Source organism: Halorhodospira sp. 9622 (assembly GCF_022228025.1).
Taxonomy (GTDB): Bacteria; Pseudomonadota; Gammaproteobacteria; order Nitrococcales; family Halorhodospiraceae; genus Halorhodospira; species Halorhodospira halophila_A.
Map to the genome: position 1 here is coordinate 24708 of NZ_JAJNRE010000003.1, position 23806 is coordinate 48513.

The following is a 23806-nucleotide window of genomic DNA, read 5'->3' on the forward strand; positions in this document are numbered from 1 at the left end:
AGGCCGGCTCAGCCGTGCAGGCGCTGGGCGATCTCGGCCACATGGCGCCCCTGGTAACGGGCCAGCGCCAGCTCCTGCTCGTTCGGCTGACGGCTGCCGTCTCCGCCGGCAATGGTGGCGGCGCCGTACGGACTGCCGCCCTTGACCACCGAGAGATCGGTCAGCTCCGCTGCCGCGTAGGGCAGACCGACGATGACCATCCCGTGATGGGCCAGGGTGTGCCAGAACGAGGTGATCGTCGTCTCGTTGCCCCCACCGGTGCCCGTCGAGGTGAAGACGCTGCCGACCTTGCCGATCAGCTGACCGTTGAACCACTGCGCGCCGGTCTGGTCCAGAAAGTTGCGCATCTGCCCGGCCATATTGCCGAAACGGGTGGGGGTGCCGAACAGGATGGCGTCGTAGTCGGCGAGTTCCTCCGGACTGGCGACCGGAGCCTCCTGATCGAGCTTGGCGCCGGCCTGGCGGGCAACCTCCTCCGGCATGGTCTCGGGGACGCGCTTGACCGCCACCTCGGCACCGGTACCGCGCGCGCCCTCGGCGACGGCATGGGCGAGCGTCTCGACGTGGCCGTAGGTGGAGTAGTAGAGAACCAGTACCCTGCTCATGGCACCTCCCGATTGTGGCTGAGCGTTGGTTACGACAGAGTGCCTCACACCCCTGGGGAGCATCGCGAATCCGTTGACAACGCGCAAGATCGCGCCGAATGTCTTCCGGAACAACAGCAGCCGTGCCTGGATCCGTACCATGCAACCACTGGCCGCCCGCTTCTCCGACATCTCTGCCGTCCGCGACGCCGGGGTCGTGGTCCCCGCGCCGCTGCGCGAGGAGATCGCCCTGCTCGACGGCGTCCTGCACGACGTGCTGCAGGAGTGCGAGGGGGAGCGCGTCACCACCCCACTGGCCCGGTTGCGCCAGGCCGCCCACGAACTCCACTGGACCGAACACCCCGACCCGGAGCCGACCCTCGCCGAACTCGACCGCCTGGATCCGACCACGGGCCACAAGGTGGCCCGGGCCCTGACCCTGCACTGCCAGCTGCTCAATCTCGCCGAGGACCGCCAGCGGGTGCGCTCCCTGCGGGCACAGGGGCGGGACGGGCGCATCGTCGGCGATGGTCTTGAAGCCGGCATCCAGGAAGTCACCGAGCTCGAGGGCCGGGACGCCGCCCACGAGCTGATCCGCCGGCTGCGCATCCACCCGGTGCTGACTGCCCACCCCACCGAGGCCCGCCGCCGGGCAGTGGTTGATGCGCTACAGCGCATCTCGCGGGAGCTCGAACGCCTCGACCTGCACGAGGCCGACGACGCCCTCGCCTTCGACGTCCGCCGCAGCCTGGCCGAGGAACTCACCGCGCTGTGGGCCACGGCGCCCTTCCGCCAGGAGCGCCCCACCCCCCTCGACGAGGCGCGACGGATCATGGCGGTCTTCGACCAGACGCTCTTCGACCTGGTGCCGGGCATCTACCACGAGGTGGAGCGCACCCTGGCCCCCCGCAACACCGGGGCCCGCACGCCCCACACCCCGGCCTTCCTGCGCTACGGCTCGTGGGTGGGCGGTGACCGCGACGGCAATCCCAATGTCACCGCGGAGGTGACCCACCGGGCGATGGCCCAGCAGGCGACACAGGTCCTCCAGCGCCTTGAGCAGCGCACCCGCGAGGTGGCCCGCACGTTCACCGCCAGCGACCGCTACGCGCCGCCGGCCCCGGAGCTGCTTCAGGGCCTGGAGCGCGACCGCGCCGATTTCCCGGAACAGGCCGCCGCCCTGGCGCGGACCTCCCCCGATCAGGCCCACCGGCACAAGCTCGTCTACGCCGCCGAGCGCCTGCGCGCCCGCCGCCAGGGCGATCCGGAGCGCGGCTTCGACGGCCCCGCGGAGCTGCTCGCCGAGATCGACCAGGTCCAGCGCTCGCTGGCCGGCGCCGGGATCCCGCGCCTGGCCTACGGCGCCCTCCAGGACCTGCGCTGGCAGGTCGAGACCTTCGGCTTCCACCTCGCCGAGTTGGAGCTTCGCCAGCACGCCAGTGTCCATGCCGCCGCTCTGGAGGAGCTGGCCCCGGGGGTCAGCACCGACGCCGCGGAACTCGACCGCCTGGCGCGCGAGGGCTGGGCAACGGCGCCGGAACCGACCAGCGCGGCCACGCAAGAGGTGCTCGACACCCTGCGCGCCGCCGCCGATCTGCAGGCCGCCTACGGACCCGAGGCGTGCCGGCGCTACATCATCTCGTTCACGCGCACGGCGGCGGACATCGCCGCCGTGCGCGCCCTCGCCCGCCTGGCGGTGCCCGAGGAACAGTGGGCCACCTTCCGTCTCGATATCATCCCGCTGTTCGAAACGCGCCGGGATCTGGAGCACGCCCCGGCAGTCCTCGACGAACTCCTCGAGCTACCCGGCGAACAGCACGCCTTGCAGGCCCGCGGGTACGAGTTGGAGGTCATGGTCGGGTACTCGGACTCGGCCAAGGACGTGGGTGTTCTCGCCGCCAACGCCGTGCTCCATGAACTCCAAGAGCGCCTGGCCAGCTGGGCGCGCGGGCACGGCATCCAACTTACCCTCTTCCACGGCCGCGGCGGCTCCCTGGGCCGTGGCGGCGGTCCGCTGAACCGGGCAATCCGTGGCCAGGCATCCGGCTCGGTGGACGGCCGGCTGAAGGTCACCGAGCAGGGGGAGATGATCTTCACGCGCTACCGGACGGTGGACTCCGGGCGGTGGCACCTGGAGCAGACGATCAACGCCGTGCTGGCCATGTCCACCGGGCATGCCGAAGAGCGCGCCGCGCGGGTCGCGGCCCGCTACCGCGACGAGCTCCGACGCATGAGCGAGGCGAGCGAGCGCGCCTACCACGAGCTGGTCCACGCCGAGGGGTTCGCCGATTTCTTTACCCGGGTGACGCCCTACGAGGAGATCGGGCAGCTGGAGATCGGCTCGCGGCCGGCCCACCGTAGCGCGGCCCGCGACCTGGAGAGTCTGCGGGCGATCCCGTGGGTCTTCGCCTGGTCACAGAGCCGCATCAACCTGGCCGCCTGGTACGGCGTGGGCACCGGCCTGGCCGCTATCGGCGAAACCGAGGGCGGGCTCGCCCGGCTGCGCGAGATGCGCCGCGACTGGCCCTTCTTCGCCCAGCTGCTGGAGAACGTCGAGATGGGCTTGGCCCGGGCGGATCTCACCCTTGGCCGTCAGGCCCTGGAGCTCGGCGGCCACCCGGAGCTGCGCGAACGAATCCTCGACGAGTGGCAACGCACCCGTAACTGGCTCCTGGCGGCCATGGGCAAGGAACGCCTGCTCGAGCGCCAGCCGGCCCTGCAGGCGAGCCACGAGCTGCGCCGCACCGACCTGGACGCCCTGTCGCTGCTTCAGCTCTCGGCCCTATCGCGGCTGCGGCAATCCCGGGAACAGGAGCACCCGCGACTGACCGATCTGGTCAAGATGACCATCGCCGGGCTCAGCGCCGGGCTGCAGAGTACAGGCTAGCCAACGGCCGACTACAGCGTGAGCTTCTAGACGGGAAGGACGCACGGGGCGGGCGGGGGTGCTCGGAGCACCCGCCCGGACGCCTACGAGCGCAAGGCACCGCGGCGATGGCGCGCTGCGGCTGCCGGGACCGTTTCGAAGTCAGGAGACGAGCTGCATCAACTCCCGGTTGACCAGATCGACATCACCCAAGTTGGCCTCAAGCAGACTGCGCAGATGGACCATGCTGTCCAGGTCGATCCGCTCGCAGCGCAACCCTACCTCCTGCTCATGCCAGTGGGCGGGCTGCACCTCCATGCAGATCCGGTCTTCCTCGCTCAGGGAGAGCTCCAGCGTCCAGCGGCTCTGTGGATCGCAGAGGGCACCCTGAGGAGAACTCCCGTCGCTGAGTCGCACCAAGGCACCGCGCATGGACAGATCCAGGATCTCGACCTCGCGACCGTGACCCCCGGCATCGACCAAGCGGGCGGGAGCATGAAAGCTCACCCGGCTGAAACGGCGCTTCTCGTGCGTGGCCATCCGACTCCCTGTCCCCGTCACTCTGTCCGGAGACAGCTTAGCACGCCGCCGCAGTCAGTTCGTCCCGGTTGCGGGCAGCATCCAGAGTGTTCTCGAGCAGCGTGGCCACGGTCATCGGGCCCACCCCGCCCGGCACCGGCGTGATCCAAGAGGCACGCTCGCTGGCCGCCGCGAAGTCGACGTCGCCGGTGAGCTTGCCGCTATCCAGGCGGTTGATGCCGACGTCGATGACCACGGCGCCCTCGCCGATCCAGTCGCCCTGGACCAACCCCGGCTTGCCCACCGATGCGACCACCAGATCCGCCTGGCGGACACGCTCGGCCACATCGCGGGTGCGACTGTGGCAGACCGTAACCGTGCAGCGGGCATTGAGCAGTTCCAGGGTCATCGGCCGGCCAACGATGTTCGACTGGCCCAGCACCACTGCATTGCGCCCCTCCAGTTCGATCCCGGTGTGGTGGAGCAGCGTCATGACCCCTCGCGGGGTACACGGACGCAGCCCGGGCAGTCGCAGCGCCAGTCGGCCCATATTCTCCGGGTGGAAGCCATCGACATCCTTGATCGGGTCGATGCGCTCAATCACCGTCTGTTCGTCGATATGGCCCGGCAGAGGCAGCTGAACGAGGATGCCGTCGATCTCCGGGTCAGCATTGAGCCGATCGATCCGCTCAAGCAGCTCACCCTCGCTGACGTCAGCATCGAGGTCGTAGGCCCGCGAGAGGATGCCGGCCTCTTCACACGCCCGGCGCTTGTTGCGGACGTACACCGCCGAGGCCGGATTCTGGCCGACGAGGATCACGGCCAGCCCGGGGCGCCGCAGCCCCCGCTGAATGCGCTCTTCAACGGCCTCCCCCACCAGCGCGCGACGCTTGGCAGCGATGGCTTTACCATCCAGGATCTGAGCAGGCATGAATCCCCCGAACTACCGCGAATAGAGGCGGATTTTCGCACGCCGCAGTGGTGCCGGCAACGGCGGCGCGGCAACAGGGAATTGACGGCGGCGGGCGGGGTCGCTATGATTTCGCACCTGGACCGCGGCGGTCAGCGCGGACCTGCGGTGACCCTACGGGGTGTAGCGCAGTCTGGTAGCGCACCTGCTTTGGGAGCAGGGAGTCGGGGGTTCAAATCCCTCCACCCCGACCACCTGGATAGCCAGGCGGTCGTGGCACGAACTGCCGAGCACTGCGCCCGTAGCTCAATCGGATAGAGCATCGGCCTTCTAAGCCGACGGTTGCAGGTTCGAACCCTGCCGGGCGCGCCATTTGCGCAGCGCAGGCAGGGTACAACGGTTTACGGTGGTGGGCGTAGCTCAGCTGGTAGAGCCCCGGATTGTGGCTCCGGTGGTCGTGGGTTCGAGTCCCATCGCTCACCCCATCCAACACGATCAGGCCCGGTGCGCCGGGCCTTTTTCGTTGCCGGGAGCAACTTGCCTGACCGGCAACGGCTTGGCACAATAAGTCCCTCTCAAACGGGCCGCTAGCTCAATTGGTAGAGCAGCTGACTCTTAATCAGTAGGTTCAAGGTTCGAGTCCTTGGCGGCCCACCAGCTTCGCTACCATTGGCAACCCTACGTATGCCAAGGTAGATACCGAGCCAGGGGCGAGCCCGCTTGACTCCCCGTTGGCGGGCTCCGAAGAGCCGGTGCGGCCACACCGGCTCTTCTCCCACTTCCTTGTGACCCCTGGGCAAACAACACTTGATAGTGCTCGAACCGCGGTAGGGGTTCGACCTGCTATCCCGCTCAAATCGCCTAAACACACCTCCCCGCTTCACTTGCTGCAGCACACCCCCGATGCGCCGCAGCCATATTCGCTTCCCATCACCGCATGACTAAGCGCCCCAGTCAAGCACCGAGCCCTTCTGATCTACCTTCGCCGTCGCCCGCCACCTGACCCCCGTGGGTCCGGCAGGCCATCTACCAGTCGATGCAGCTGCCCTAGGTCCGGTTCCACGTACTGCATCGTGGTCACTAGGCTGCTATGCCCGAGGAGCTGCTGCAAGCCACGCAGGTCTGGTTGATGTTGCCCAGCAATCTCGCTGGCACAAGTGTGGCGCAACCGATGCGCGGTGATCGACTCCCCCAGCTCATCGGAGAGACGTCGGAAGAAGCCAGACACCTGCTCGCCGGTGAGGCCGGTCTTAGCGAAGTATTTTTGCCGGCGTGATGGCGCGGGCCTGAACAGCGGCAGGTCGAAGATGGCTCGATCCCCGCTCGGCGGGGCGCCAAGGACTCGCGCCGCCTCCTGCCAGAGGACAACAAACTCCTGCTGAACAGGCCGCGGGACCGGGATCTCCCACTCCTTGCGAGTCTTGCTGGTCTCGCTGACCAGCAGCAACGCGGCGCGCCTTGAGTCGTAATCGCGCCAAACGAGGTGCATCAGCTGTCGCCGGCGCATCCCCGTGTAATAGAACGTGATCAGAACCGAGCGCCAGAACCAGCGCGGCTGGAGCGTTTCGCCTTCCCGGCCGAGCGTATCAAGCGCGCGCGCAAGCACGGTCTGGCTGACCCGTTTCTTGCGGTTCCACGGCTCCGGGGCCGTAGGTACATGCCTGAAAGGGTTTTCTTCGATCCAACCGATCTCCTCCGCGTAACGCAGAAGCGCGCGGAGGTGGCGTCGATAGGTGTTCCATGTGGTTGGCGAAGCCCGCCTGAGGATCTGGCTCCGCCACCCCAACAATCGGTCACGCGTCACCTCTTCCAACAGACGAACTCTCTGATCGGCCTCAAACCGTCGACAGACCAGGCGATAGGTGCGGACAGTGTCGGGCTGCAGGGCACGAACCTGACAGTAGAGCTGGAATAGCTCGCCGAGCGTCCGCCCTCCCCGGTCTTCCGTGTCCAGGGAGCTCTCTTCAGGGGCCATGATGGCGCCTCCTTGCCTCCTACTCTCACGTGAGTGAGCAGCAGGACGGCACTTTAAAAACAAGCCCCTGGCTCTTTTCAATTTCCCCGAGGAGAGAACATACCACTTCCTAACGCGACCAATGCGCGCATACGAATGGATTGGGATTTGGAGGGCTGGAGAACAGCTGGGCTGCCTCGGGGATAACGACGCCCTTAAGCTCACTAGCCCTTCTTTGCCCCTTGGCAACGTAACGATGGATGTTGGTCCCATCCGGCGCTTTCCGATGCAGCTGCTTCTTAAGGAAGCGCCTCTGCACGCGCTGCCACTCCTGGCCCTGCTCTCGCCCGTAATCCTGAAAAATCCCAGGACTGACGAGCAGCAAGCCGTGGCTGCCATCCTCGAGCTCTACAACGTGGAGCCGGGCATCCCGCTGATTAACCGCCAGCTCCCCCCGGCCAAGGCGATGGGTGAGCCACAGCCAGAAAGCGTCGCCTGGGTCTGCGTCATCCGGCAACGCCGCCGCAGACTCAGCCCGCTCACCAACCTGAGCAGAACGATCATCACCCACGGAATCCAGCTTGTCCGCGGATTGCCCCTCCTCCTCGGCCGTTACACCAGGCTCCTCGCCACCGGGCGCCGGCTCGACCGGTGAGCCTGTGCCCTGCTCTTCCGTGACCGGCTCGACGCTACCCTCAAACTCGGAGGGACGCTGCTCAGGTTCGGGCCAAATCCGAGACGCCTCTACCCTGAGTAGCGTCAGCTCGTGCCGCCATCCATCGCCCGTCACCCAAGCTTTCCAGATGGCCCTATCGCCGCTGGGCACCACAACCCCCTGCTCCTGGAGGACATCGAAGAGCCTCTCGTTGCGAGAAGGCAATGAGTGGAACCCCTCCTCGTGGAGCTGCTCCCGGAGCGCGTCCGCAACCCGTTTGGAAACCAGCCACAGGTCCTCTCCCTTGAGCCACCCAGCCGCCCCGTTGCGATTCAACGGCATACCCTTCTCCCGGAAGAGGTAACGGAGCGTCTTCAGCAGCCGCTCGCCCAAGGGCTCTTTAACAGCGGCGAGCGGCTCAGGGAGCTCCCCACCGAGACTCCGTGCAACAGACTCGCGATCCCCCTGCTGCAGCAACTGCCCGAGAATGCCGGCATCCTCAAGCCGACCCTGGAGAGCAGCGGCCCAAAGCGAGAAGAGGTCAGGATGGCGAGCGATCCAGGCGAGCCCTGACGCAGGGATTACCCGATGAGCTAGCAGGGCTGAGGCAGGCTCATGCAGCCGATGCACCCTCCCCGAGGCATATCGAACCGCGTACCAAACAGCCCCCATATCGGACATGGTCCCGTACCAAGGCTCCCACAGCCGCAACTTTTGCCCACCCGAGCCGTAGAGCGTGATCCGCTGATCCACAACGACTTTCCCGAGATCATGGACAAGGGCCAAAGCCAGCAAGGCATACGTCCAGGCATCCGCTTCGTGAACGACGCGCTCCGGCTCGGCGCGCGGAGGCAGGACGTGCCCCTGACGCCGCTGCAAGCTGTAGATCGCCGTCTCCAGACCGTGATCCAGCAGCCCCCCTCTCCCGGCATGGTGGTGGGTCTCCGAGGCTGGCAGCTCCTGCACCAAACCCGCGAACGACCTCAGCAGGGAATCCACCAGCTCTACCCGGTGCGTCACCGGGAACGCTGTGAGCTGGACGATCTTGCGCACGCGTTTAACCCGCTCAGGGGCTCGCAGCAGCCTCCCCGCTGAGCAGACAGGCAGGAGACCGGGGCGCGGTGGCTCCTTTGGGTCCTCCTTCGCACGCGATCGAAGCTGCGAGAATAAACCCAGCATCCAGCCTCTTCGCTCTCGACACCGTGGATCCCCAAGACTGCTCGTCACCACAGCAGACCAGAGCGAGAATTCCTGCTTCCCGCTTCTGCGTTTTCCCTTCTTCGGCTGTTGGCGAGATTCATAGTCTGACTAAGGCGCGTGGCAACGGGAGGTAGCCCGATGATTTTGAATCATCGACAACAGCCGTGGACCAAGGCAGAAGCTACTCATATCCGACATGTGCTCCATCGCTTCAGCGGTACGAGATTTACGCTTGTGGAGCATGGCAATGGCTACGCCCTGCGGCCGGACTGCAGCGTGAGTGATAACCAACACGCTCTGCGCTCACAGCCACCGGTCCGCTTGCGACCAGCATGGCGTGCGCAGACCACCCCCTTGGTACAAACCGCAATCGGCGGGGGCCTTGTTCTAAGTTCCAGTAACGGAGAGCAGCTGGGCCGCAACCTATCCGGGACGCTGGCTCAGTTTGCGCTGTGGGAGCCCTCCTGGTTAGAGGCCTCATTGGTGGCTGCCTCGGTCGCGACCATCGGGCTGATGCTATTCGCCTGGGGCAGTTTTCGCCTTTTCCTGAACGTTTTCTCCTTCCGATACGAGCTCGGGGCAGACCGACTGGTTGCGCAGGAAGGTATTATCCGCCGACAACGGCGGTCGATTGATTACCGGCATGCCAGGATTCCCACGCTCAGGCAAGGTTTTATCGACCGCCTACTCAGGATCGGCTCCGTGCACGTCTCCTCAGCCGGGACCGGGGACTCTGGAGAGGTCCACCTGCGCGACATCAAAAACCCCCAGACCATCCTCGACGAAATTCAAACCCGCATTGATGCCGCTACTAGAGGAGCTTGGCGATGAGCCGTGGAAGTTTCGCGACCATCTGCAGTGAGCAACAACCTTTGGCCGCGTGTAGCAGCTCGCAGAAACCAGGCGGGCTTCGAGGCCAGGCACGTATGACCATCCAAACACGGCAGGCTCAGCGTTTGGTGCATGGCCGCAGTCGCCGCCAGGAGCCGCATAAAGCCGAGATCATAGGCCTGACTCGCTTCGCCACACTCATGCGAGGCATCTGGAACGCGGCCAGCAGAGATGACCCATGGGCAGACTGGCTTCTGCTCCAAACTCACGAGGCCGTACAAGAGAATCGACAAGGCCTTGAAGCTTTGCGCGAGCAGATGGATCAGGCCCTGCAATCGATGCCAGCGGTCGAGATCGAACTTGCTGAAAGCCTCCGACCGATCCAGGTCCCTCTGTCCTTCACTTCGCCTTACGGGTACATGGGCGCCTATCTAATCGCCGAGTTCGACCAGTACGCGAGAGCCGTGCTTACGGCGCGCCATGTCGGGCTACTGAATCGCGACGACAGCGAGCGACGCCTCTATGAAGGGGGACGCCTTGTTCGCGGGGTGTTCCACATCCCGCAGGGCTGGCGCTACCGTGCGGTCAAACGCCCCGACCTAGAACAACCCACACCCGCTGCACAGCAGATGATCGAGGAATGGGGCGAACCACCGCGGGCGATCATCGAAGGCACGCTGCGTGCCGAGGTTGCACCGGCAATCCAGGCCGATCAGGCAGCGGCCGATAACGATGTCACTTAGCGCCTCGCCCCACCGGAAGGGGGGGCGGTGCACGTAGCACCCCCACATCCTTATGCATCAGCCGGTAACGATAAGCGTCTTAGGGGGTGCACGTAGCACCCCCTGGTCACCCATCATGACTGGCCACCATGCGCCGTGATCCCAGATGCATGGTCCAATGAGGGCGGGTTGAGTCACCGACTGCGACTACCACCCCTTTTAAAGGGCCCTTTAAGGGTAAGGGAGGCGTTGGATCCATGATCGAGCTCGACGCACCGGACGCTATCGAACAGGCTCGTAAGCGGTCAGCCGAGCTGGAGAAGAGCTTGCTCTGCACCTGCGAAGAGATGAGGGCCCTCGTAGAACGATTTCGGCGTCAGTGGCCGACCCAGCCCAGGCCGATCTACCCCGGCATCCATGCCAGCGGCAACGAACGGGCCCCGGTGATCCGCTGGCGCCTCGGAGGCACCAGGGAGTCTCGACAATCCTGGCTCAGCTTTACCTCGGAGCAGGTCCAAGAACACTTGGAACACCAGAACGTCCCACAGCTGACTCGTCTCGCGTGGCTCAGCATTGACCGCGAGGCCCAGCGACTCAATACCCGGGCCAGCGTCGCGAACGCCGAGTTGCGCATGCTGAAGCGCTTCGCCGAGCACATGGCTCAGCTCGATGCGCTAGAGCGAAATTGGTCATCGCAGTGAACGTTTTTTGACCCGCGAATTGGCACATCCTCCCAGACTGGGTAACCACCACCCAGCAGGAGGACGCAGCCATGGCCAATTTCTTCCGTGGCCGAGGCAATCTTGGTGCGACACCCACCTTGCGCCACGCCCAGGACACACCAGTTGCCAACCTGCGGGTCTACTTCGATCGACCCATCCCCAACGGCGAAGGTGGCTTTAACGAGCGCGGTGGCTTCTGGGCCAACGTGAGCCTCTGGGGCTCCCGCGCCGAAACCGCAGCCCGACTCCTGCCCAAGGGCACGCGGGTTGCTGTCGAAGGTGAGCTTTTCGAGTCGCAATGGGTGGACAAGGAGACCGGCGAGGAGCGTCGCCAACTGGAGATCCGCGCCCGCCACGTTGACCCGGATCTGGGAAGGATCGACTCCCTCACCATACGCCGCCGACATAACGCCCAAGAGGAGAACACCTCGGACAGCGATGGCGCGGTGGCGAATGCCCCCGGAAGCGCAAATACTTCATAGTGCCGACTCCGGCATTTTTACGCTTTTCGTCGATTTTAGCGACTGATCGCCACAGGAGGGCGGACTATGAAGCCGAAGCACACCACGATTACTGCGCTCCTCTCGTCTGCTTTGGCGACCGGCTGCGCCATGATCCAGGAGGATGAGCGCGATGACGTCGAGTACACCCTAGATACAGGCGCCTTGTTCGAGACGGATGAGGGCGAGGACGACGAGCGAAGCGCCGACGCCGGCGCGGAAACTCCGGACCAGGGCGACCCCTCGGAGCCGCCGCCTCTACCTGACGAGCTCACCGATGCGCCGCAAACCGATGATGGGTACGTGATCGCCTACGAGGAGCTCGCGGATCTCGATGTCGATACCGCGTACAACCGCGTGCGCCAAACCTTCGGCTACAAGACTCCGGCTCAGCGCCATAATCACGAGCTGGCCGAGGACACCGGCCTTTATCACTACATCAGCGAGCCGGGGGCCTACTACTCCCTGCGCGACGCCGCAGAGATCGGTGACGACCGCGTCGTCCTGCAAGTGGACCTCGAGCGGGAGCAGGATCGCACCCGTGTTCGTGCGGCGTATCACCAGTTCTTTGCCGGATGGGGACGCCCCGAGGATCACGCACCGTGGCCTTCCGATCCCGAGGCGTTCGAGCGCAACCTCACCGAGCAGCTTGAGGGCGCCCTGGAGTAAAGGCCATGCAGCTTTACCTCTGCGAAAAGCCTTCTCAGGCCCGGGACATCGCCCGCGAGCTGGGTGCCACACGCCGCGACGCCGGCTGCCAGCATGGCTCCGGCGTCGCGGTGACGTGGGGCTTCGGCCATCTACTTGCCATGGCGCCGCCCGAGGCCTACGACGAGCAGCTGGGCCAGTGGCGGCTCGAGACCCTACCGATCCTCCCGCGGCAGTGGCAGCTGCAGGTTCGGCCTAAGGCCAAAGAGCAGTACCGCATCGTCAGGCGTCTACTGAGCCAGGCCGACGAGGTGGTCCTGGCGACGGACGCGGACCGTGAAGGGGAGACCATCGGGCGCGAGATCCTGGATCATGCCGGCTACCGTGGCCCTGTGCGGCGACTGTGGCTGTCGGCCCTTGATCCAGCCAGCATACGCCAGGCGCTGGCGCAGCTTCTCGACGGCAACCGCACCGAGCCGCTGTACCAGGCCGGGCTGGCCCGGTCTCGAGCCGACTGGCTCATCGGTATGAATCTGACCCGGGCCTTCACCCTGACCGCCCAGCAGCGCGGCCACCAGGGCGTGCTCTCCGTCGGCCGGGTCCAGACCCCGACGCTGCGGCTCGTCGTCGAGCGTGATCGCGCCATCGAGCAGTTCCGGCCACACCCCTACTACGAGGTCCATGTCCAATGCCGCCACGCCCAGGGCGCCTGGACGGCTAGGTGGCAGCCAACGGGACAGCGGGATAGCGAGGGCCGCTGCATCGACCGCTCAGCCGCGCAGGCCGCCGCCGAACGCACCGAGGGCGCTGACGCGCAGGTGACTCGGGCGCAGACCGAGCGCCATCGGGCGTCCCCACCGCTGCCGCTGGACCTCTCGAGCCTGCAACAAGCCGGGGACCAGCGCTGGGGCGATTCCGCCCAGGAGGTGCTCGACGCGGCCCAGGCCCTTTACGAGCGCCATAAAGCAATCACCTACCCCCGTACCGACTGCCGCTACCTGCCAACCAGCCAGCATGTTGAGGCGACCCAGGTGCTCCAGGCCCTGGCGAGTTCGGACCCAACGATCTTGGAGCAGGTCGAGGGCGCCGATCCTCAGCGCCGCTCTCGGGCCTGGAACGACGAGAAGATCACCGCTCACCACGCGATCATTCCGACCGGCGCGGCGATCGACGTCTCGGCAATGAACCAGCGCGAACGCCGGCTCTACGAGCTCATCCGGGCCCACTACCTGGCACAGTTCTATCCGCCCTGCGAGTACGACGAGGCCGTAATCGAGGTCGCGACTGCTACCGATACCTTCGCCGCCAAGGGCCGCTCCATCCGCGTCTCCGGCTGGCGAGCCGTACTCGGCCAGGACCGCGCCGGAGAGCAGGAGCAACCACTACCGCCGGTCCATGAGCAGGACCCGGTACGCCTCGAGGCAGCCGAGCTCCAGGAGCGCGAAACGAAACCACCGCGCCCCTACACAGCCGGCACGTTGCTCGCGGCGATGAAGCGCGTCGCCGACGTCGTCGAGGATCCCCAGCTGCGGAAGACGCTCAAGGAGACGAGCGGCATCGGCACTGAGGCAACCCGGGCCGGCATCATCGAGACCCTGCAACAGCGCGGGTACCTGGTGCGCCGCAAGCGCGCGCTCCGCGCCACTGAGGCCGGCCGCGCCCTGATCGACGCTGTTCCTGAGGAGGTAAGCGATCCCGCGACGACAGCCCGTTGGGAGGAGGCGCTGGGCGAGATCGCCGACGGACGCGGCGACATGGCTGTGTTCCTGGAACAGCAAGCCGCATGGGTTCATAGCCTCGTGGGCCAGGTCCAGAACGCCGGCTCCGAGGCCATCGCCATCGATGGCGCCGAGACTCACGCCTGCCCTTCCTGCGGCCGGCCAATGCGCCGGCGCAAAGGCAAGCATGGCGCGTTCTGGGGCTGCAGCGGCTACCCCGACTGCACGGCGACGCGCCCGGATGCGAACGGACGGCCGGCTGAGCCCAAGCAGAATCGCCCGGTAGGCGAGTGTGGCTGCGGCGGGACCATCTACGCGAAAGCCCGTGCGTGGCAGTGCGATACCTGCCAGGCGCGGGTCTGGTATGAGACGGCCGGGAAAAAACTTACCGTGCGCCAAGCCCAGGCGCTCCTCGCCGGCCAGACGGTGCATCTGCGGGGGCTGCGCAGCCGCAAGACCGGCAAACGCTTCGATGCTCCCGCGCGCGTGGAGCAAGGTCAGCTGAAGCTGATCTTTGAGCAGCGGAGGTAGAGCAATGCGTGTGGTGACATTCGATCAACAGCGACGAGGCTACTGCGCACCGACCGCCTGGGTTCGACACCCCCTGCACGGCGAGTGCGAGGTCCTGGACTACGACCCCGATGACCCTCTACGCCGGACGCTGTTGCGCATCGATGACGGCGTGTGGGTACAGGCCGACGTGCGGGAACTGACCCAGGTTGAGCCGGCGATCGACGAGCACTTGACAAACCGCTCATAACAAGGTTCGCTATTTTCTAACAGGCCCGCCGTGAGCTAATCACGGCACACCAAGCCCCGCCCGACCCGGGCAGCGGGGCGCCGGCCTTCAGGCCGGTCGGGTCATCAGCTCCACGCAACTCACCCTGCTGGGGAAGCGCTCCCCGGCAGGGATGGCGCCTTCCCCAGCTTTATCCATGATGGGAGGGCGCCATGTCTGAGAAGGCCTACTTCAACCTTCATACCCACGGTATTGCCTACCTCAACCGGGCCCGCGAGGTCCGCCCGCGCAAGGGGGAACCGTTCTGGGCGGTCGAGGTGAACGCCCTGTACGGCCATCCCGATGACGTTGACTACACCCGGATCGATTGCCGGGTGACCGGCCGGGAGGCGCAGGAAGTCGTCGAGCGCCTCGAGCAGGCCATCAATGATCGCAGCGAGAAGGTTCTCGCCCGCTTCAAGATCGGGGACATCTACCCCGAGGCCTTCGTCTATCGCTCCGGTCAGCGAGCCGGCGAGTACGGCGTCACCATCAAGGGGCGCCTGCTGCGGCTCGAGTGGGTGAAGGTCAATGGTGAGACGGTTCACACCGCGGCCATTCCTCACCCAGCCGCCGACCGCGAGCAACACGCTCCGCATGACGGTGCTGAGCCGGCCGAGCCGTCCTCCGAGGAGGGGGGCATCCGGAGCACCAGCAACGAGGGCGAGCGGGAGGATGCCTTGGGGCCGGCCGAGTCACCGGCCGGCGACCAGGCACGAGGCCAAGGGGCCGACTCCTCGGGAGGCGACGTCATCCAGCTCTCGAAGGATGACCCGCACTTCCAGACGAAGAAGGAGCGGCTCAAGAAGGCTGGCTACCGCTTCGACCCCAAGGAACGGGTCTGGCGCAAGCCGGTCGCTGAACCGGCACCCGCCTGAGGCCCAGCCCACCCCGCGCGAAGACGGGGTGGGCCTCGCTCTTTTACAAGTGGGCGAGGAAGGCAAGACGCTCCGGCGTCTTGCCCGAGCGGCGCGCGCGCCGTCCGCTCCGGCAAGACGCCGGCCACGAGCGCACCGTGGCGCCCTCTCCAAGCCCCTACGGCCCGGGCAGCGGGGCGCCGGCCACCAGGCCGGTCGGGCCACACTTCAATCCACCCCGCCGGGGGCAGGTCCTGCTCCCGGTTGGGGGCGGCCTGTTTCCCGGCTCCACATAGGAGGACAGGTCATGGGTATGGACGTCGTGGGTGTTAACCCCAGCAGTGAGCGCGGCGCGTATTTCCGGCGGAATATCTGGGGGTGGCACCCCCTCTGGGATACCGTCGCCTCTATCGCACCTGATGTCGCCGACAGGGTCGAGCTCCCTCACACGAATGACGGGGATGGCCTCGACGCTGAGGGATCATCGGAGCTGGCACAACGGATCGACCAAGCCCTTGTTGATGGGAAAGCGGACGAATCCGTGCGTGCTACGAGCGCGGAATGTCGCAGGATGGGGATGCCTGGCGCCATCAGCCTTGAGGACCTCCTGGAGTTCCGGGATTTCCTCCGCGACTGCGGAGGATTCCGGATCTTATGAGCCTACCGCGGCCGCCGGCCACCAGGCCGGTCGGGCCACACTTCAATCCACCCCGCCGGGGGCAGGTCCTGCTCCCGGTGGGGGCGGCCTGTCTCCCGGCTCCAGAGAGGAGGACAGGTCATGCGCATAGACGTCATGGGACTCAACCCCGTCAACGCCCAAGGCGCATGCTTTTCCCGGGATATGTGGCGGTGGCACCCCCTGTGGGCTGCGGTTGCCGCGCTGGCTAACAATGCCGGCCGTGTTGAACGCCCTCATACCGATGACGGCGACGGCCTGGGTGCGACCCACTCCCGAGAGCTGGCGCAAGAGCTCGACGAAGCACTCGCCTGTGGCGAGGCCGACAAGTTCATCCGCGTAATCCGCGGCCAATGCCGGGCGGCAGGGCTGCCTGAGGTCATCAGCCTCGAGGACCTACGGGAGTTCCGGGACTTCCTCCGCGATTGCGGGGGGGGGTTCTCCATCCGATGCCCGGATCACGGACGCCACGCCCTCGCACGCCGACGGCTTTCCTTGGTGTAGGACGCTACTAATCGACGCTAGACGCCGCTCCGCGGCGTCTCCCCGGAGGGGCTCCTGCGCGACCCCTGCGGGAAGACGCCGGCCGCGAACGCATCGCGGTACCCACCAAGCCCCGCCCGGCCCGGGCAGCGGGGCGCCGGCCACCAGGCCGGTCGGGCCACACTTCAATCCACCCCGCCGGGGACAGGCACCCGGCAGGGGCGGTCTGTCCCCCCGGCACTGCATCGAGGAGGACAGGCCATGGCCGAGCAGAAGCGCGATCTCTACCAGGAGGTCACCGATAAGATCATCAACGCCCTTGAGGAAGGCGTCGTGCCCTGGGTTCAGCCCTGGGACGACAAGACCGCCGCAATTGCGAGCGGCTTCCCCGTCAACGCCCTCAACGACCACCCCTACCGCGGGACCAACACACTCATACTCTGGGCCGAGCAGGCCATCCGCGGCTACTCGACGAGCCGCTGGCTGACCTTCAAGCAGGCCAAGGAGGCCGGAGGCCACGTCCGCAAGGGCGAGAAAGGCACGCTGGCGACCTTCTTCAAACGTATCCCCGTTCAGAAGAAGGACCGAGCAGGAAACCCCGTCTACGATGAGGAGGGCAATCCTGAGACGAAGATCGTCCCCTTCATCCGGGGGTTCACGCTGTTCAACCTGGACCAGGTCGAGGGGCTCGACGAGCGCTACTGGCATCCAGGGACTGTGTCCCAGGAGCTCGACTCCGTCGAGGCCGCTGACGCCATCGTAGAAGCCAGCGGAGCCGACATCGTCTTTCGAGGGACGCGGGCTGCTTACACCCCGGAGCTGGATCGAATCCAGATGCCACCGCAGGAGTCCTTCGGCACCTCGGAGGGCTTCTACGCCACCCTTCTCCACGAGCTGTCCCACTGGACCGGCCACAGCGACCGCTTGGCTCGGCCATCGGTCATCCGGCCCGCGAGCTTCGGCTCCGAAGACTACGCCTTCGAGGAGCTCGTTGCGGAGCTCAGCTGTGCCTACCTCTGCGCCGAGATAGGCATGCAAGGCGACCTTCGCCACGAGGGCTACATCGCCTCGTGGCTCAAGGCCCTCCGGGGCGACAAGACCTTCATCTTTCGGGCCTCGAGCGAAGCCAAAGACGCTGCAGCCTACTTGTCCTCCTCGGTTGAGGGGCTTAGCGAATGGTCCACCGAGAGCGAGGAGCGTGCTGCAGCCTGATACTCACCCCAACCGGGGCAGGCCCCGGTTGGGGCTTGCCCCACTCAACCAGGAGGGGCTATGTCCTACTACCGCCTCGAAATCGAGCCGTGCCTTGAAGCCGACGACAACTGCATTGAACCCGGCGTCAACCCGGAGCACGCCCAGTTCTGGGGCGTCTACGGCCGTCGTATCGATACCGACCTCGCTGAACACATCCGTGACTGCAACGACCTCGCGGAAGCCAGGGCCCTAGCGGCGGCCACCCACCCCGACTTGCCCGTTGTCGAAGGTTTCGTCATGACGTGATCAGGCACTAGCGTCGCCGACCTTCCATCCGGGGTCGGCGTCTTCCCGGAGGGGCTCCCGCGCGGACCCCTGCGGGAAGACGCGGGCCGCGAGTGCAGCTGCCGCTGCTGCTCAGCCACGTGACTCATGTGGCTATGGCACAATAGAAACGCACACCGCACGCCTGGAGCGAATCCAGGCCCCGGTGAAGCCCTTTCGGGTCGGGAGGAAGGGCGCCGTCTCCGGACGGTCGGCCCTGGTCTGCCAAACGGGAGCCCCTGGCTTGCGGACCTTAAGATCCGGACTCCCCATCCGGACACAACGCCGGCTTAACCGGCCTTCACTGCATCGTCGGGCCTGGTGGCCACCCAGCCACCAGGCCCCCCTCACACATCATGGGGGTTGTTGCCTCCACCCAGCTACTTACTTGATCCCCGAGCAGCTGGGGGAGGCTCCAAGGCCTCCCACGATCTTTGACACCATCGGCTACCCGCTGCCGGATTAGCACAGCGGGCCCTTTGTGCGGTTCAAACCGCGCCTACCACTCATTGGTCCGCCCCCTCCATTAAGCGGACCGGCGCATCACTGATGCCCCCGGAGGCCATGATTCTCATCGGCTGTCTAGACACGTCTGCCCCACGACCGCCTCACATAACCATCGCCGACCCGGCCCCTCTCGACGAATCTCCCGGCATCAACCTAGACCGGGAGCCCCACCAAAACTCACATCTCCGAAGTTGCATTTTTGCCGACACCCCCCAAGCGATCCCCAGCACCATAAAACCTACCGTCGGAAAAGCCGGGAGTCCCGCGATGCGTAAGACTTTTGCGGCCCCTGCACTACTGGCCATTTCCCTTGGCAGTTGCGTGCCGGATGCATTTGGCAGTGCCACGGACGGGGAACGCGAGTCACTCGCCCGGCTCGCTTATGAGCTTGAAGCGCTCGAGCCCCTGATCGAAGAAGCCAAAGCCCAATCCGACCCGGATGCTCGCGTGGAGTTCCGTTATGACTGGCTGCGTCGCGACCTGGAGCGCGTCCGCCACGGCATCCAGGAGCATATCGAGGCGCCACGCCAGCCACAGCCAAGGCAGATCGATCCACTACAGGGAGATTACCGACGTTGAATTGGGATCCCGATATTTTTGGGACCTGGTCAGCAGTTGATCCGAGCACCCTGATTTGGGTGATCAGCGCCGTTGTATTGGCCTTCTACTTTATTTGGGCCGCCTGGGTCTCATTGTCCCAATTCGACGGGTTTCGCAAACGCGAGACCGAGTTCGCCGAGTGGCTTTGGTACACGATTCGAGCGGTCATCGTCGTCACGGTTGTCGCCGTCTACGTGCGGCCGGGATGACGGTGTGGGGACGGGTCAATCGGACCCGGTAATTGGGCCATCAAGGCCCGGCGACACTTCCACTGAGGAGGATCAATCATGCCCGCACGCAGCACTTGGCAACGGATCAGGGAAGCCACCCTCTCCCTCTTTCTGCTTGGTCCCGCTGGGGCCATGGCTCAGCAGGGGACTTTGCCCTCCCCCGAGGATCCTGATCATGGGCATGGCGCGGCCGACGAGGACTGGCTCGCCACGATGGAGGGGTACCTGTTCGACGGCGCGGTTGTCCTGGCAACAGTCGTCAGCATTGCCGGCTTTGTCTGGGTGGCCTGGGCCGGGCTTACCAAGTTCAACGAGGCCCGCAATGGTCGGGCTGAGTGGGGCGAGGTCGGCCTGCTCGGCATTGCCGGCGGCGCTTTGCTCCTGGTGATCACGTTCCTGCTGACGACGGCCACCGAGGACGTTATCGACGCCGGCATGACCTTCCATAGCGCCATGCCTGCGGTGGCCTGAGGGTGGACCATGGTGGAGACCGCTGGCGAGCGCCGGATGATGGCGGAGCGACTTAACGAGGAGCCTCCTGTGTTCCGCGGGTGCTCCTCCACCGAACTCGTGGCGATCCTTGTCGCCGGAACCATCTTCTGGCTTCCGGTCGGCATCGCCATCGGCTGGCTATTCGGCCGCGCCATGATGGGCGTCGGGGGCGCCGCCATCATGGTGCTTGCCACGGTCTTCATCGCGGCCACGATCTTCCAGAAGATCAAGAAGGGTCGGCCCACCGGCTACTACCAGCAGCGCTGCCGGCTGGCCCTGCATAGGGCTGGCGTGATGGGCGCGCCGCTCATTCTCCGAAGCGGCATCTGGGACGTGGGGCGCAGATGAGACATCGCAAAGAGATCGACACCTGCTGGGCGCATGTTCGCACACTCCGGGTTTTGGCCTCGGGGCTGGCCCTGGCATGTGCCGGCCTGTGGTGGGGGTGGCATACCGCGCCCGAGGATATTCGGGTCCATCAGACCCCGGAGCTGCGCACGGGCGGGGTGATGGAGGCCGGCGAGATCCCTGAGCCGGTCGTCTATACCTTCACCTTCTACATCTGGCAGCAGCTCTGGCGCTGGGAAGACGACGGCGCCGACGAGTACCCCGAGAATATCTGGCGGCTGCAAAGCTACATGACTCCCCGTTTCCTCCAGGTCCAAGAGGCGGACTTGGAACGACGCGCCCAGAGCGGCGAGCTCGATAACCGATCCCGCTACATCCGCGAGATCCCGGGCGCCCGCTTTGAGCCCGCTCGCGTGGAACGCCTCGGCGACGACACCTGGCAGGTCTTCCTGGACGTCGAGATCCAAGAGTACATCGACGGCGAGCTCGTCAAGGACATTGAGGTGCGCTACCCGCTGCGCATCGTCCGCTTCGAGGTCGACCCCGAAGGCAACCCCTGGGGACTGGCCCTGGACGGATACACCGGCGAGCCCGAGCGCCTGGAGACCCGTGTGGAGGAGCCCGAATGATGCTAAGGGGCCTTCCACTGCTGCTGGTGGTCATACTGGCGCCGCTCACCGGCGCAGCCGCGGAGCGCGTCGAGGTCTTCGTCGCGGACGAGACGCATGCGCGGCAGACCGCCCCTTCGGACGTCACGATCTACCGCGTGGATGAGGCCCAGGAGCGCATCAGCGCTCTTGAGGCGCAGCTGCCCGACCATCCCGATGAGGCGTTGCAAACGGCACGGCGCCTAGTGGATGACACGGAGGAGGAGAAGCTAGAGAGAGCATTACGCGCCGTCGCACTCGCGATCGCGCTGGGGATCGACCAGGTCCCGGCTGTCGTATTCGACCGCACGGCCGTCGTCTACGGCGTCGCGGATCCGGACGAGGCCCGTCAGCACCTGCAGGAGGCTAACGATGACCCTTAAATCGATGGCCCGGCCCGTCTGCGTCGCAGCTGCTCTCATGCTGGGCCTCGTTCCGGCCGCGAGGGCAGAGGTGAACACTATCGACATCACCCAAGACACGATGAGCGCCCTCCCCTCCTGTCTCGATTTCCGCCTCGAGGGGGTGTGCTTTTGGCTCCGTTGCAGCTGGACTGGCTGCTCGATCCGCACCTCGATCCGACTCGGTCACTATATCCCCGACCTCGTGATCTCGGCCTATCACGAGGCCGCAGAAAACCCGTGGCGGGAAATCCGTAAGACGCTTGGGCACGCCCAGGAGCTCGCCTTGGAGCAAGGTTTCGCTGCGCTGATCGATTACGACCCCGGTGAAGGCGCACAACATGACTCCAGGCCGGCGCGGAACCACGCCACGGTGACCTACAAAGAGGCCGACGCGATCGGCCACCCAGCAGCAGACATCGTAGAAGATATACCGCTACCCGAAGGCCCCTGCCCCTCCGCGGCCGACATGATGACGCCCTACTACCAGTCGGCGATCGACGCCATCGAGTGGCGGCTGGGCGTTGTCGAGTTCGTCGCCCACGCCCATAAGCCCTTTCCGGGCATCGAGGAGCTGAGCGAGGACGGCAGCTGGGGCCTCCAGACCTGGGGCGCTGTCTACCCGCGGGTTGGACAGACGCCACAGCCGGAAGACGCCAAGGCCGCGGGGATGGCAGCTTTCCGGGCCGGACACATCACCACCCGGTCGGGGGAACCAGCGCGCGTCTACGACCACCTCTCCAGTGGCGGCACAACCTCCACAGCGGGCTATCGCGTGTGGTTGCCGGATCCGCTCGAGCCGGCCGATGCGGAGACCGGGACTTTCCAGATGCACCATCCGCGCTCGGAGAGTTCCTGCGAGATTCTCGGCGTCGATGACCGCTTCGACGGGCTCGACGGCTGGGCCGGGGGAACATCCTCGTCACGCACCGATCTGGACGGCGACTACGTCTGGTCGATGTGGCGGCGGTATTCCTGCTGCGAACGGGAGGGATCCTTCATCACCTCCGTGAGCTGGTAACAAGGGGATAGTCAGCCATGCGTCGAGTAGTAAGCCTTGCAGCCATCGCCCTTGCGGCCCCATCCGCTGTGCTCGCCAACGAGCCCCTCACGCCTCCAGAGGACGACGGCGTGTGGTACTACGAGATCGGTGGGGCTAAACCGTGGAACCCTCCCCTGCAACCCAACGTCACCACCATGGACCTAGGCTTCGGGTCTAAGTTGAGCGCCGGCTACTCCTGCGGTGAATTTGACCCGGTTACAACCGTTCGCAACCAGCTCCAGGAGGTGGCCGACGGGGCCGATGCCATGGTCGATGAAATGGTGGACGCGGCCAATGCCGCCGTCGCATCCCTGCCAGCACTCGTGCTCCAACGAGCCCACCCTGGCCTCTACGACCTCATGCAGAACACGCTCCTGCGCGCTGAGGAGACCCTCGAGCTCGCCACCAAGAGCTGTGAGCAGATCGAGCAAGAGCTGGCCGAAGGGGAGACCAACCCATACTCCGACCTGGTAACCCTGTCCAAGGGTGACGAATGGCAGGTACAGATGGGGGTCGAGGACGACATCGTCCGAGCGGAGGAGCATGTCGAGGAGAACGCCGCCGACAGCGGCCTGATCTGGTACGACGGCACCCCCGGCAGCGGCGGGGAACGCCGCGGCGGCGAAGGCCAGCCTCCAGTCGAGCCCGTCAGCGATGCACTGGATGCGGGCTACCAGACCATCATGCAAGGGGCCCCGGCCGGTGACGACACGCGCATGGAAGAAATCTGGGAGCCGGAGCCTGGGAACACGACCGTAGACCAAATCCAGGACTGGGCCGTAGGCGACCCCGATGCGGGCGAGCCCGGTGTCCTGGGGGATTCCAAGTTGTGGACCGGCGAGCATGAACAGAGCGAGTCCCTACCCGGTCACGGCATCGTTCCTCAACTCGAAACCGAACGCGAAAGCGTGCAAGACGACATGGCCGAGCTCCTGCAGGCCATGGAGGATGACGCCCTCACCGAGGACCACCTCGCCGACCTACAGGCACCGGGAGTCGGCTTCACCCCACAGCTCGCGCAAGCCCTCGACGAAATGCCCTCCCAGGAACGCCAGCTGGCCGCCGGGCGCCTCGCCCAAGAGATCAGCATGGCGCGGACCATGGAGCGCGCCCTATCAGTGCGCCGGATGCTGCTCACCGGCCGCGGCGAGCCCACGATCGCACGCGCCGGCCCGGCACAGGACAAGATCGACGACGCCCTGGACGAACTCGACGATGAGATCGAGAACCTAATGCTGGAGATCGAAGCCCGCCGAACGGTCGTTTCACACACCTCTGAGCACCTGCTCCAGGAAGGCGAGCGTCGGCGTGACGCCTCTCGGGGCGCCATTGCCCCGACGCCGGTGCCGGAGCAACGCATCCGCGACGGCATCCCTGAGGAGCTCGACGATTAGGAGA

Annotated in this window: 26 protein-coding genes and 4 tRNA genes; 25 read left to right on the forward strand and 5 right to left on the reverse strand. The window is 65.8% G+C overall.

What is annotated here, in order from left to right; all coding sequences use genetic code 11:
* Window positions 1-8 precede the first annotated feature (8 nt).
* Window positions 9-605, reverse strand: a complete 597-nt coding sequence (gene wrbA / locus LRG07_RS02355; protein WP_201168796.1) for an NAD(P)H:quinone oxidoreductase — start codon at window positions 603-605, stop codon at window positions 9-11.
* A gap of 139 nt (window positions 606-744) precedes the next feature.
* Here wrbA and LRG07_RS02360 point away from each other — a divergent pair, with 139 nt between their 5' ends.
* The gene (locus LRG07_RS02360) at window positions 745-3471 is read left to right on the forward strand and encodes a phosphoenolpyruvate carboxylase (protein ID WP_238641686.1); all 2727 of its coding nucleotides are present in this window, start codon (window positions 745-747) and stop codon (window positions 3469-3471) included.
* A 141-nt stretch (window positions 3472-3612) separates the two neighbouring features.
* Here the strand turns inward: LRG07_RS02360 and LRG07_RS02365 are convergent, their stop codons facing one another.
* Complete coding sequence (locus LRG07_RS02365; protein ID WP_201168798.1) at window positions 3613-3990, reverse strand: PilZ domain-containing protein; 378 nt, start codon at window positions 3988-3990, stop codon at window positions 3613-3615.
* A 37-nt stretch (window positions 3991-4027) separates the two neighbouring features.
* On the reverse strand, window positions 4028-4900 hold the full coding sequence (folD, locus tag LRG07_RS02370) for a bifunctional methylenetetrahydrofolate dehydrogenase/methenyltetrahydrofolate cyclohydrolase FolD (RefSeq protein ID WP_238641687.1): 873 nt from the start codon (window positions 4898-4900) through the stop codon (window positions 4028-4030).
* Between the two features lie 156 nt (window positions 4901-5056).
* On the opposite strand from folD, the gene LRG07_RS02375 reads away from it, so the two are divergent.
* The 4 genes from LRG07_RS02375 (at window position 5057) to LRG07_RS02390 (ending at window position 5536) form a co-directional block, all read left to right on the forward strand.
* Window positions 5057-5133: transfer RNA gene (locus LRG07_RS02375), tRNA-Pro, on the forward strand.
* Between the two features lie 41 nt (window positions 5134-5174).
* Window positions 5175-5251 (forward strand) — tRNA-Arg (locus tag LRG07_RS02380).
* 37 nt (window positions 5252-5288) lie between these two features.
* Window positions 5289-5364: transfer RNA gene (locus LRG07_RS02385), tRNA-His, on the forward strand.
* A 96-nt stretch (window positions 5365-5460) separates the two neighbouring features.
* A tRNA-Lys gene (locus LRG07_RS02390) sits at window positions 5461-5536 on the forward strand.
* Between the two features lie 319 nt (window positions 5537-5855).
* Here the strand turns inward: LRG07_RS02390 and LRG07_RS02395 are convergent.
* Together LRG07_RS02395 and mobH are read right to left on the reverse strand one after the other, a co-directional pair.
* Window positions 5856-6854 (reverse strand): site-specific integrase, encoded by a 999-nt coding sequence (locus tag LRG07_RS02395; protein ID WP_238641688.1) that lies wholly within the window; start codon window positions 6852-6854, stop codon window positions 5856-5858.
* A gap of 109 nt (window positions 6855-6963) precedes the next feature.
* Window positions 6964-8667, reverse strand: coding sequence for a MobH family relaxase (gene mobH, locus LRG07_RS02400; RefSeq protein ID WP_238641689.1), 1704 nt, complete (start codon window positions 8665-8667; stop codon window positions 6964-6966).
* Between the two features lie 159 nt (window positions 8668-8826).
* Between mobH and LRG07_RS02405 the strand changes: the two genes are divergently transcribed.
* The 20 genes from LRG07_RS02405 (at window position 8827) to LRG07_RS02500 (ending at window position 23802) form a co-directional block, all read left to right on the forward strand.
* Entirely contained in the window at window positions 8827-9519 is a 693-nt protein-coding gene (locus tag LRG07_RS02405) for a PH domain-containing protein (protein WP_201168816.1), read from the forward strand.
* A complete protein-coding gene (locus tag LRG07_RS02410; RefSeq protein ID WP_255773101.1) occupies window positions 9516-10262 on the forward strand; it encodes a PFL_4669 family integrating conjugative element protein in 747 nt (248 codons plus the stop codon). The genes LRG07_RS02405 and LRG07_RS02410 overlap by 4 nt, the downstream gene beginning before the upstream one ends.
* A gap of 236 nt (window positions 10263-10498) precedes the next feature.
* A complete protein-coding gene (locus tag LRG07_RS02415) occupies window positions 10499-10942 on the forward strand; it encodes a hypothetical protein (protein WP_201168821.1) in 444 nt (147 codons plus the stop codon).
* A gap of 71 nt (window positions 10943-11013) precedes the next feature.
* A complete protein-coding gene (gene ssb / locus LRG07_RS02420) occupies window positions 11014-11445 on the forward strand; it encodes a single-stranded DNA-binding protein (RefSeq protein ID WP_238641691.1) in 432 nt (143 codons plus the stop codon).
* 66 nt (window positions 11446-11511) lie between these two features.
* Window positions 11512-12132 (forward strand): hypothetical protein, encoded by a 621-nt coding sequence (locus LRG07_RS02425; RefSeq protein ID WP_201168828.1) that lies wholly within the window; start codon window positions 11512-11514, stop codon window positions 12130-12132.
* A gap of 5 nt (window positions 12133-12137) precedes the next feature.
* The gene (locus LRG07_RS02430; RefSeq protein ID WP_238641692.1) at window positions 12138-14360 is read left to right on the forward strand and encodes a DNA topoisomerase III; all 2223 of its coding nucleotides are present in this window, start codon (window positions 12138-12140) and stop codon (window positions 14358-14360) included.
* 4 nt (window positions 14361-14364) lie between these two features.
* Window positions 14365-14589, forward strand: a complete 225-nt coding sequence (locus LRG07_RS02435; protein WP_238641693.1) for a hypothetical protein — start codon at window positions 14365-14367, stop codon at window positions 14587-14589.
* 191 nt (window positions 14590-14780) lie between these two features.
* Complete coding sequence (locus LRG07_RS02440; RefSeq protein WP_238641694.1) at window positions 14781-15485, forward strand: DUF3577 domain-containing protein; 705 nt, start codon at window positions 14781-14783, stop codon at window positions 15483-15485.
* Between the two features lie 286 nt (window positions 15486-15771).
* Window positions 15772-16122, forward strand: coding sequence for a hypothetical protein (locus LRG07_RS02445; RefSeq protein WP_238641695.1), 351 nt, complete (start codon window positions 15772-15774; stop codon window positions 16120-16122).
* A 120-nt stretch (window positions 16123-16242) separates the two neighbouring features.
* Complete coding sequence (locus LRG07_RS02450; RefSeq protein WP_238641696.1) at window positions 16243-16644, forward strand: hypothetical protein; 402 nt, start codon at window positions 16243-16245, stop codon at window positions 16642-16644.
* 240 nt (window positions 16645-16884) lie between these two features.
* Complete coding sequence (locus tag LRG07_RS02455; protein ID WP_238641697.1) at window positions 16885-17835, forward strand: ArdC family protein; 951 nt, start codon at window positions 16885-16887, stop codon at window positions 17833-17835.
* Between the two features lie 60 nt (window positions 17836-17895).
* Entirely contained in the window at window positions 17896-18123 is a 228-nt protein-coding gene (locus tag LRG07_RS02460; protein ID WP_238641698.1) for a hypothetical protein, read from the forward strand.
* 792 nt (window positions 18124-18915) lie between these two features.
* The gene (locus LRG07_RS02465; RefSeq protein ID WP_238641699.1) at window positions 18916-19227 is read left to right on the forward strand and encodes an RAQPRD family integrative conjugative element protein; all 312 of its coding nucleotides are present in this window, start codon (window positions 18916-18918) and stop codon (window positions 19225-19227) included.
* Window positions 19224-19457, forward strand: a complete 234-nt coding sequence (locus LRG07_RS02470; RefSeq protein ID WP_238641700.1) for a DUF3262 family protein — start codon at window positions 19224-19226, stop codon at window positions 19455-19457. Before LRG07_RS02465 ends, LRG07_RS02470 begins: the two co-directional genes overlap by 4 nt.
* A gap of 78 nt (window positions 19458-19535) precedes the next feature.
* The gene (locus LRG07_RS02475) at window positions 19536-19949 is read left to right on the forward strand and encodes a TIGR03745 family integrating conjugative element membrane protein (RefSeq protein WP_201173945.1); all 414 of its coding nucleotides are present in this window, start codon (window positions 19536-19538) and stop codon (window positions 19947-19949) included.
* A gap of 9 nt (window positions 19950-19958) precedes the next feature.
* A complete protein-coding gene (locus LRG07_RS02480) occupies window positions 19959-20318 on the forward strand; it encodes a TIGR03750 family conjugal transfer protein (protein ID WP_238641701.1) in 360 nt (119 codons plus the stop codon).
* Window positions 20315-20947, forward strand: coding sequence for a PFL_4703 family integrating conjugative element protein (locus LRG07_RS02485; protein WP_201173944.1), 633 nt, complete (start codon window positions 20315-20317; stop codon window positions 20945-20947). Before LRG07_RS02480 ends, LRG07_RS02485 begins: the two co-directional genes overlap by 4 nt.
* Window positions 20947-21348 carry a TIGR03757 family integrating conjugative element protein gene (locus LRG07_RS02490; protein WP_238641702.1) on the forward strand — a complete coding sequence of 134 codons (402 nt, stop codon included), beginning with the start codon at window positions 20947-20949 and terminating at the stop codon, window positions 21346-21348. The genes LRG07_RS02485 and LRG07_RS02490 overlap by 1 nt, the downstream gene beginning before the upstream one ends.
* The gene (locus LRG07_RS02495) at window positions 21338-22387 is read left to right on the forward strand and encodes a TIGR03756 family integrating conjugative element protein (protein WP_238641703.1); all 1050 of its coding nucleotides are present in this window, start codon (window positions 21338-21340) and stop codon (window positions 22385-22387) included. Before LRG07_RS02490 ends, LRG07_RS02495 begins: the two co-directional genes overlap by 11 nt.
* A 17-nt stretch (window positions 22388-22404) precedes the next feature.
* On the forward strand, window positions 22405-23802 hold the full coding sequence (locus LRG07_RS02500) for an integrating conjugative element protein (protein WP_201173941.1): 1398 nt from the start codon (window positions 22405-22407) through the stop codon (window positions 23800-23802).
* Window positions 23803-23806: the final 4 nt, after the last annotated feature.

Bases quoted from the DNA above. Each gene is read 5' to 3' on its own strand.
- LRG07_RS02365 (WP_201168798.1), bottom strand. From the start codon at position 3,990: ATGGCCACGCACGAGAAGCGCCGTTTCAGCCGGGTGAGCTTTCATGCT.
- LRG07_RS02360 (WP_238641686.1), top strand. From the start codon at position 745: ATGCAACCACTGGCCGCCCGCTTCTCCGACATCTCTGCCGTCCGCGAC.
- LRG07_RS02440 (WP_238641694.1), top strand. From the start codon at position 14,781: ATGTCTGAGAAGGCCTACTTCAACCTTCATACCCACGGTATTGCCTAC.
- mobH (WP_238641689.1), bottom strand. From the start codon at position 8,667: ATGCTGGGTTTATTCTCGCAGCTTCGATCGCGTGCGAAGGAGGACCCA.
- LRG07_RS02410 (WP_255773101.1), top strand. From the start codon at position 9,516: ATGAGCCGTGGAAGTTTCGCGACCATCTGCAGTGAGCAACAACCTTTG.
- LRG07_RS02425 (WP_201168828.1), top strand. From the start codon at position 11,512: ATGAAGCCGAAGCACACCACGATTACTGCGCTCCTCTCGTCTGCTTTG.
- LRG07_RS02450 (WP_238641696.1), top strand. From the start codon at position 16,243: ATGCGCATAGACGTCATGGGACTCAACCCCGTCAACGCCCAAGGCGCA.
- LRG07_RS02395 (WP_238641688.1), bottom strand. From the start codon at position 6,854: ATGGCCCCTGAAGAGAGCTCCCTGGACACGGAAGACCGGGGAGGGCGG.
- LRG07_RS02430 (WP_238641692.1), top strand. From the start codon at position 12,138: ATGCAGCTTTACCTCTGCGAAAAGCCTTCTCAGGCCCGGGACATCGCC.
- LRG07_RS02405 (WP_201168816.1), top strand. From the start codon at position 8,827: ATGATTTTGAATCATCGACAACAGCCGTGGACCAAGGCAGAAGCTACT.
- wrbA (WP_201168796.1), bottom strand. From the start codon at position 605: ATGAGCAGGGTACTGGTTCTCTACTACTCCACCTACGGCCACGTCGAG.
- LRG07_RS02415 (WP_201168821.1), top strand. From the start codon at position 10,499: ATGATCGAGCTCGACGCACCGGACGCTATCGAACAGGCTCGTAAGCGG.
- LRG07_RS02465 (WP_238641699.1), top strand. From the start codon at position 18,916: ATGCGTAAGACTTTTGCGGCCCCTGCACTACTGGCCATTTCCCTTGGC.
- LRG07_RS02485 (WP_201173944.1), top strand. From the start codon at position 20,315: ATGAGACATCGCAAAGAGATCGACACCTGCTGGGCGCATGTTCGCACA.
- ssb (WP_238641691.1), top strand. From the start codon at position 11,014: ATGGCCAATTTCTTCCGTGGCCGAGGCAATCTTGGTGCGACACCCACC.
- LRG07_RS02480 (WP_238641701.1), top strand. From the start codon at position 19,959: ATGGTGGAGACCGCTGGCGAGCGCCGGATGATGGCGGAGCGACTTAAC.
- LRG07_RS02500 (WP_201173941.1), top strand. From the start codon at position 22,405: ATGCGTCGAGTAGTAAGCCTTGCAGCCATCGCCCTTGCGGCCCCATCC.
- LRG07_RS02445 (WP_238641695.1), top strand. From the start codon at position 15,772: ATGGGTATGGACGTCGTGGGTGTTAACCCCAGCAGTGAGCGCGGCGCG.
- folD (WP_238641687.1), bottom strand. From the start codon at position 4,900: ATGCCTGCTCAGATCCTGGATGGTAAAGCCATCGCTGCCAAGCGTCGC.
- LRG07_RS02460 (WP_238641698.1), top strand. From the start codon at position 17,896: ATGTCCTACTACCGCCTCGAAATCGAGCCGTGCCTTGAAGCCGACGAC.
- LRG07_RS02495 (WP_238641703.1), top strand. From the start codon at position 21,338: ATGACCCTTAAATCGATGGCCCGGCCCGTCTGCGTCGCAGCTGCTCTC.
- LRG07_RS02490 (WP_238641702.1), top strand. From the start codon at position 20,947: ATGCTAAGGGGCCTTCCACTGCTGCTGGTGGTCATACTGGCGCCGCTC.
- LRG07_RS02435 (WP_238641693.1), top strand. From the start codon at position 14,365: ATGCGTGTGGTGACATTCGATCAACAGCGACGAGGCTACTGCGCACCG.
- LRG07_RS02475 (WP_201173945.1), top strand. From the start codon at position 19,536: ATGCCCGCACGCAGCACTTGGCAACGGATCAGGGAAGCCACCCTCTCC.
- LRG07_RS02455 (WP_238641697.1), top strand. From the start codon at position 16,885: ATGGCCGAGCAGAAGCGCGATCTCTACCAGGAGGTCACCGATAAGATC.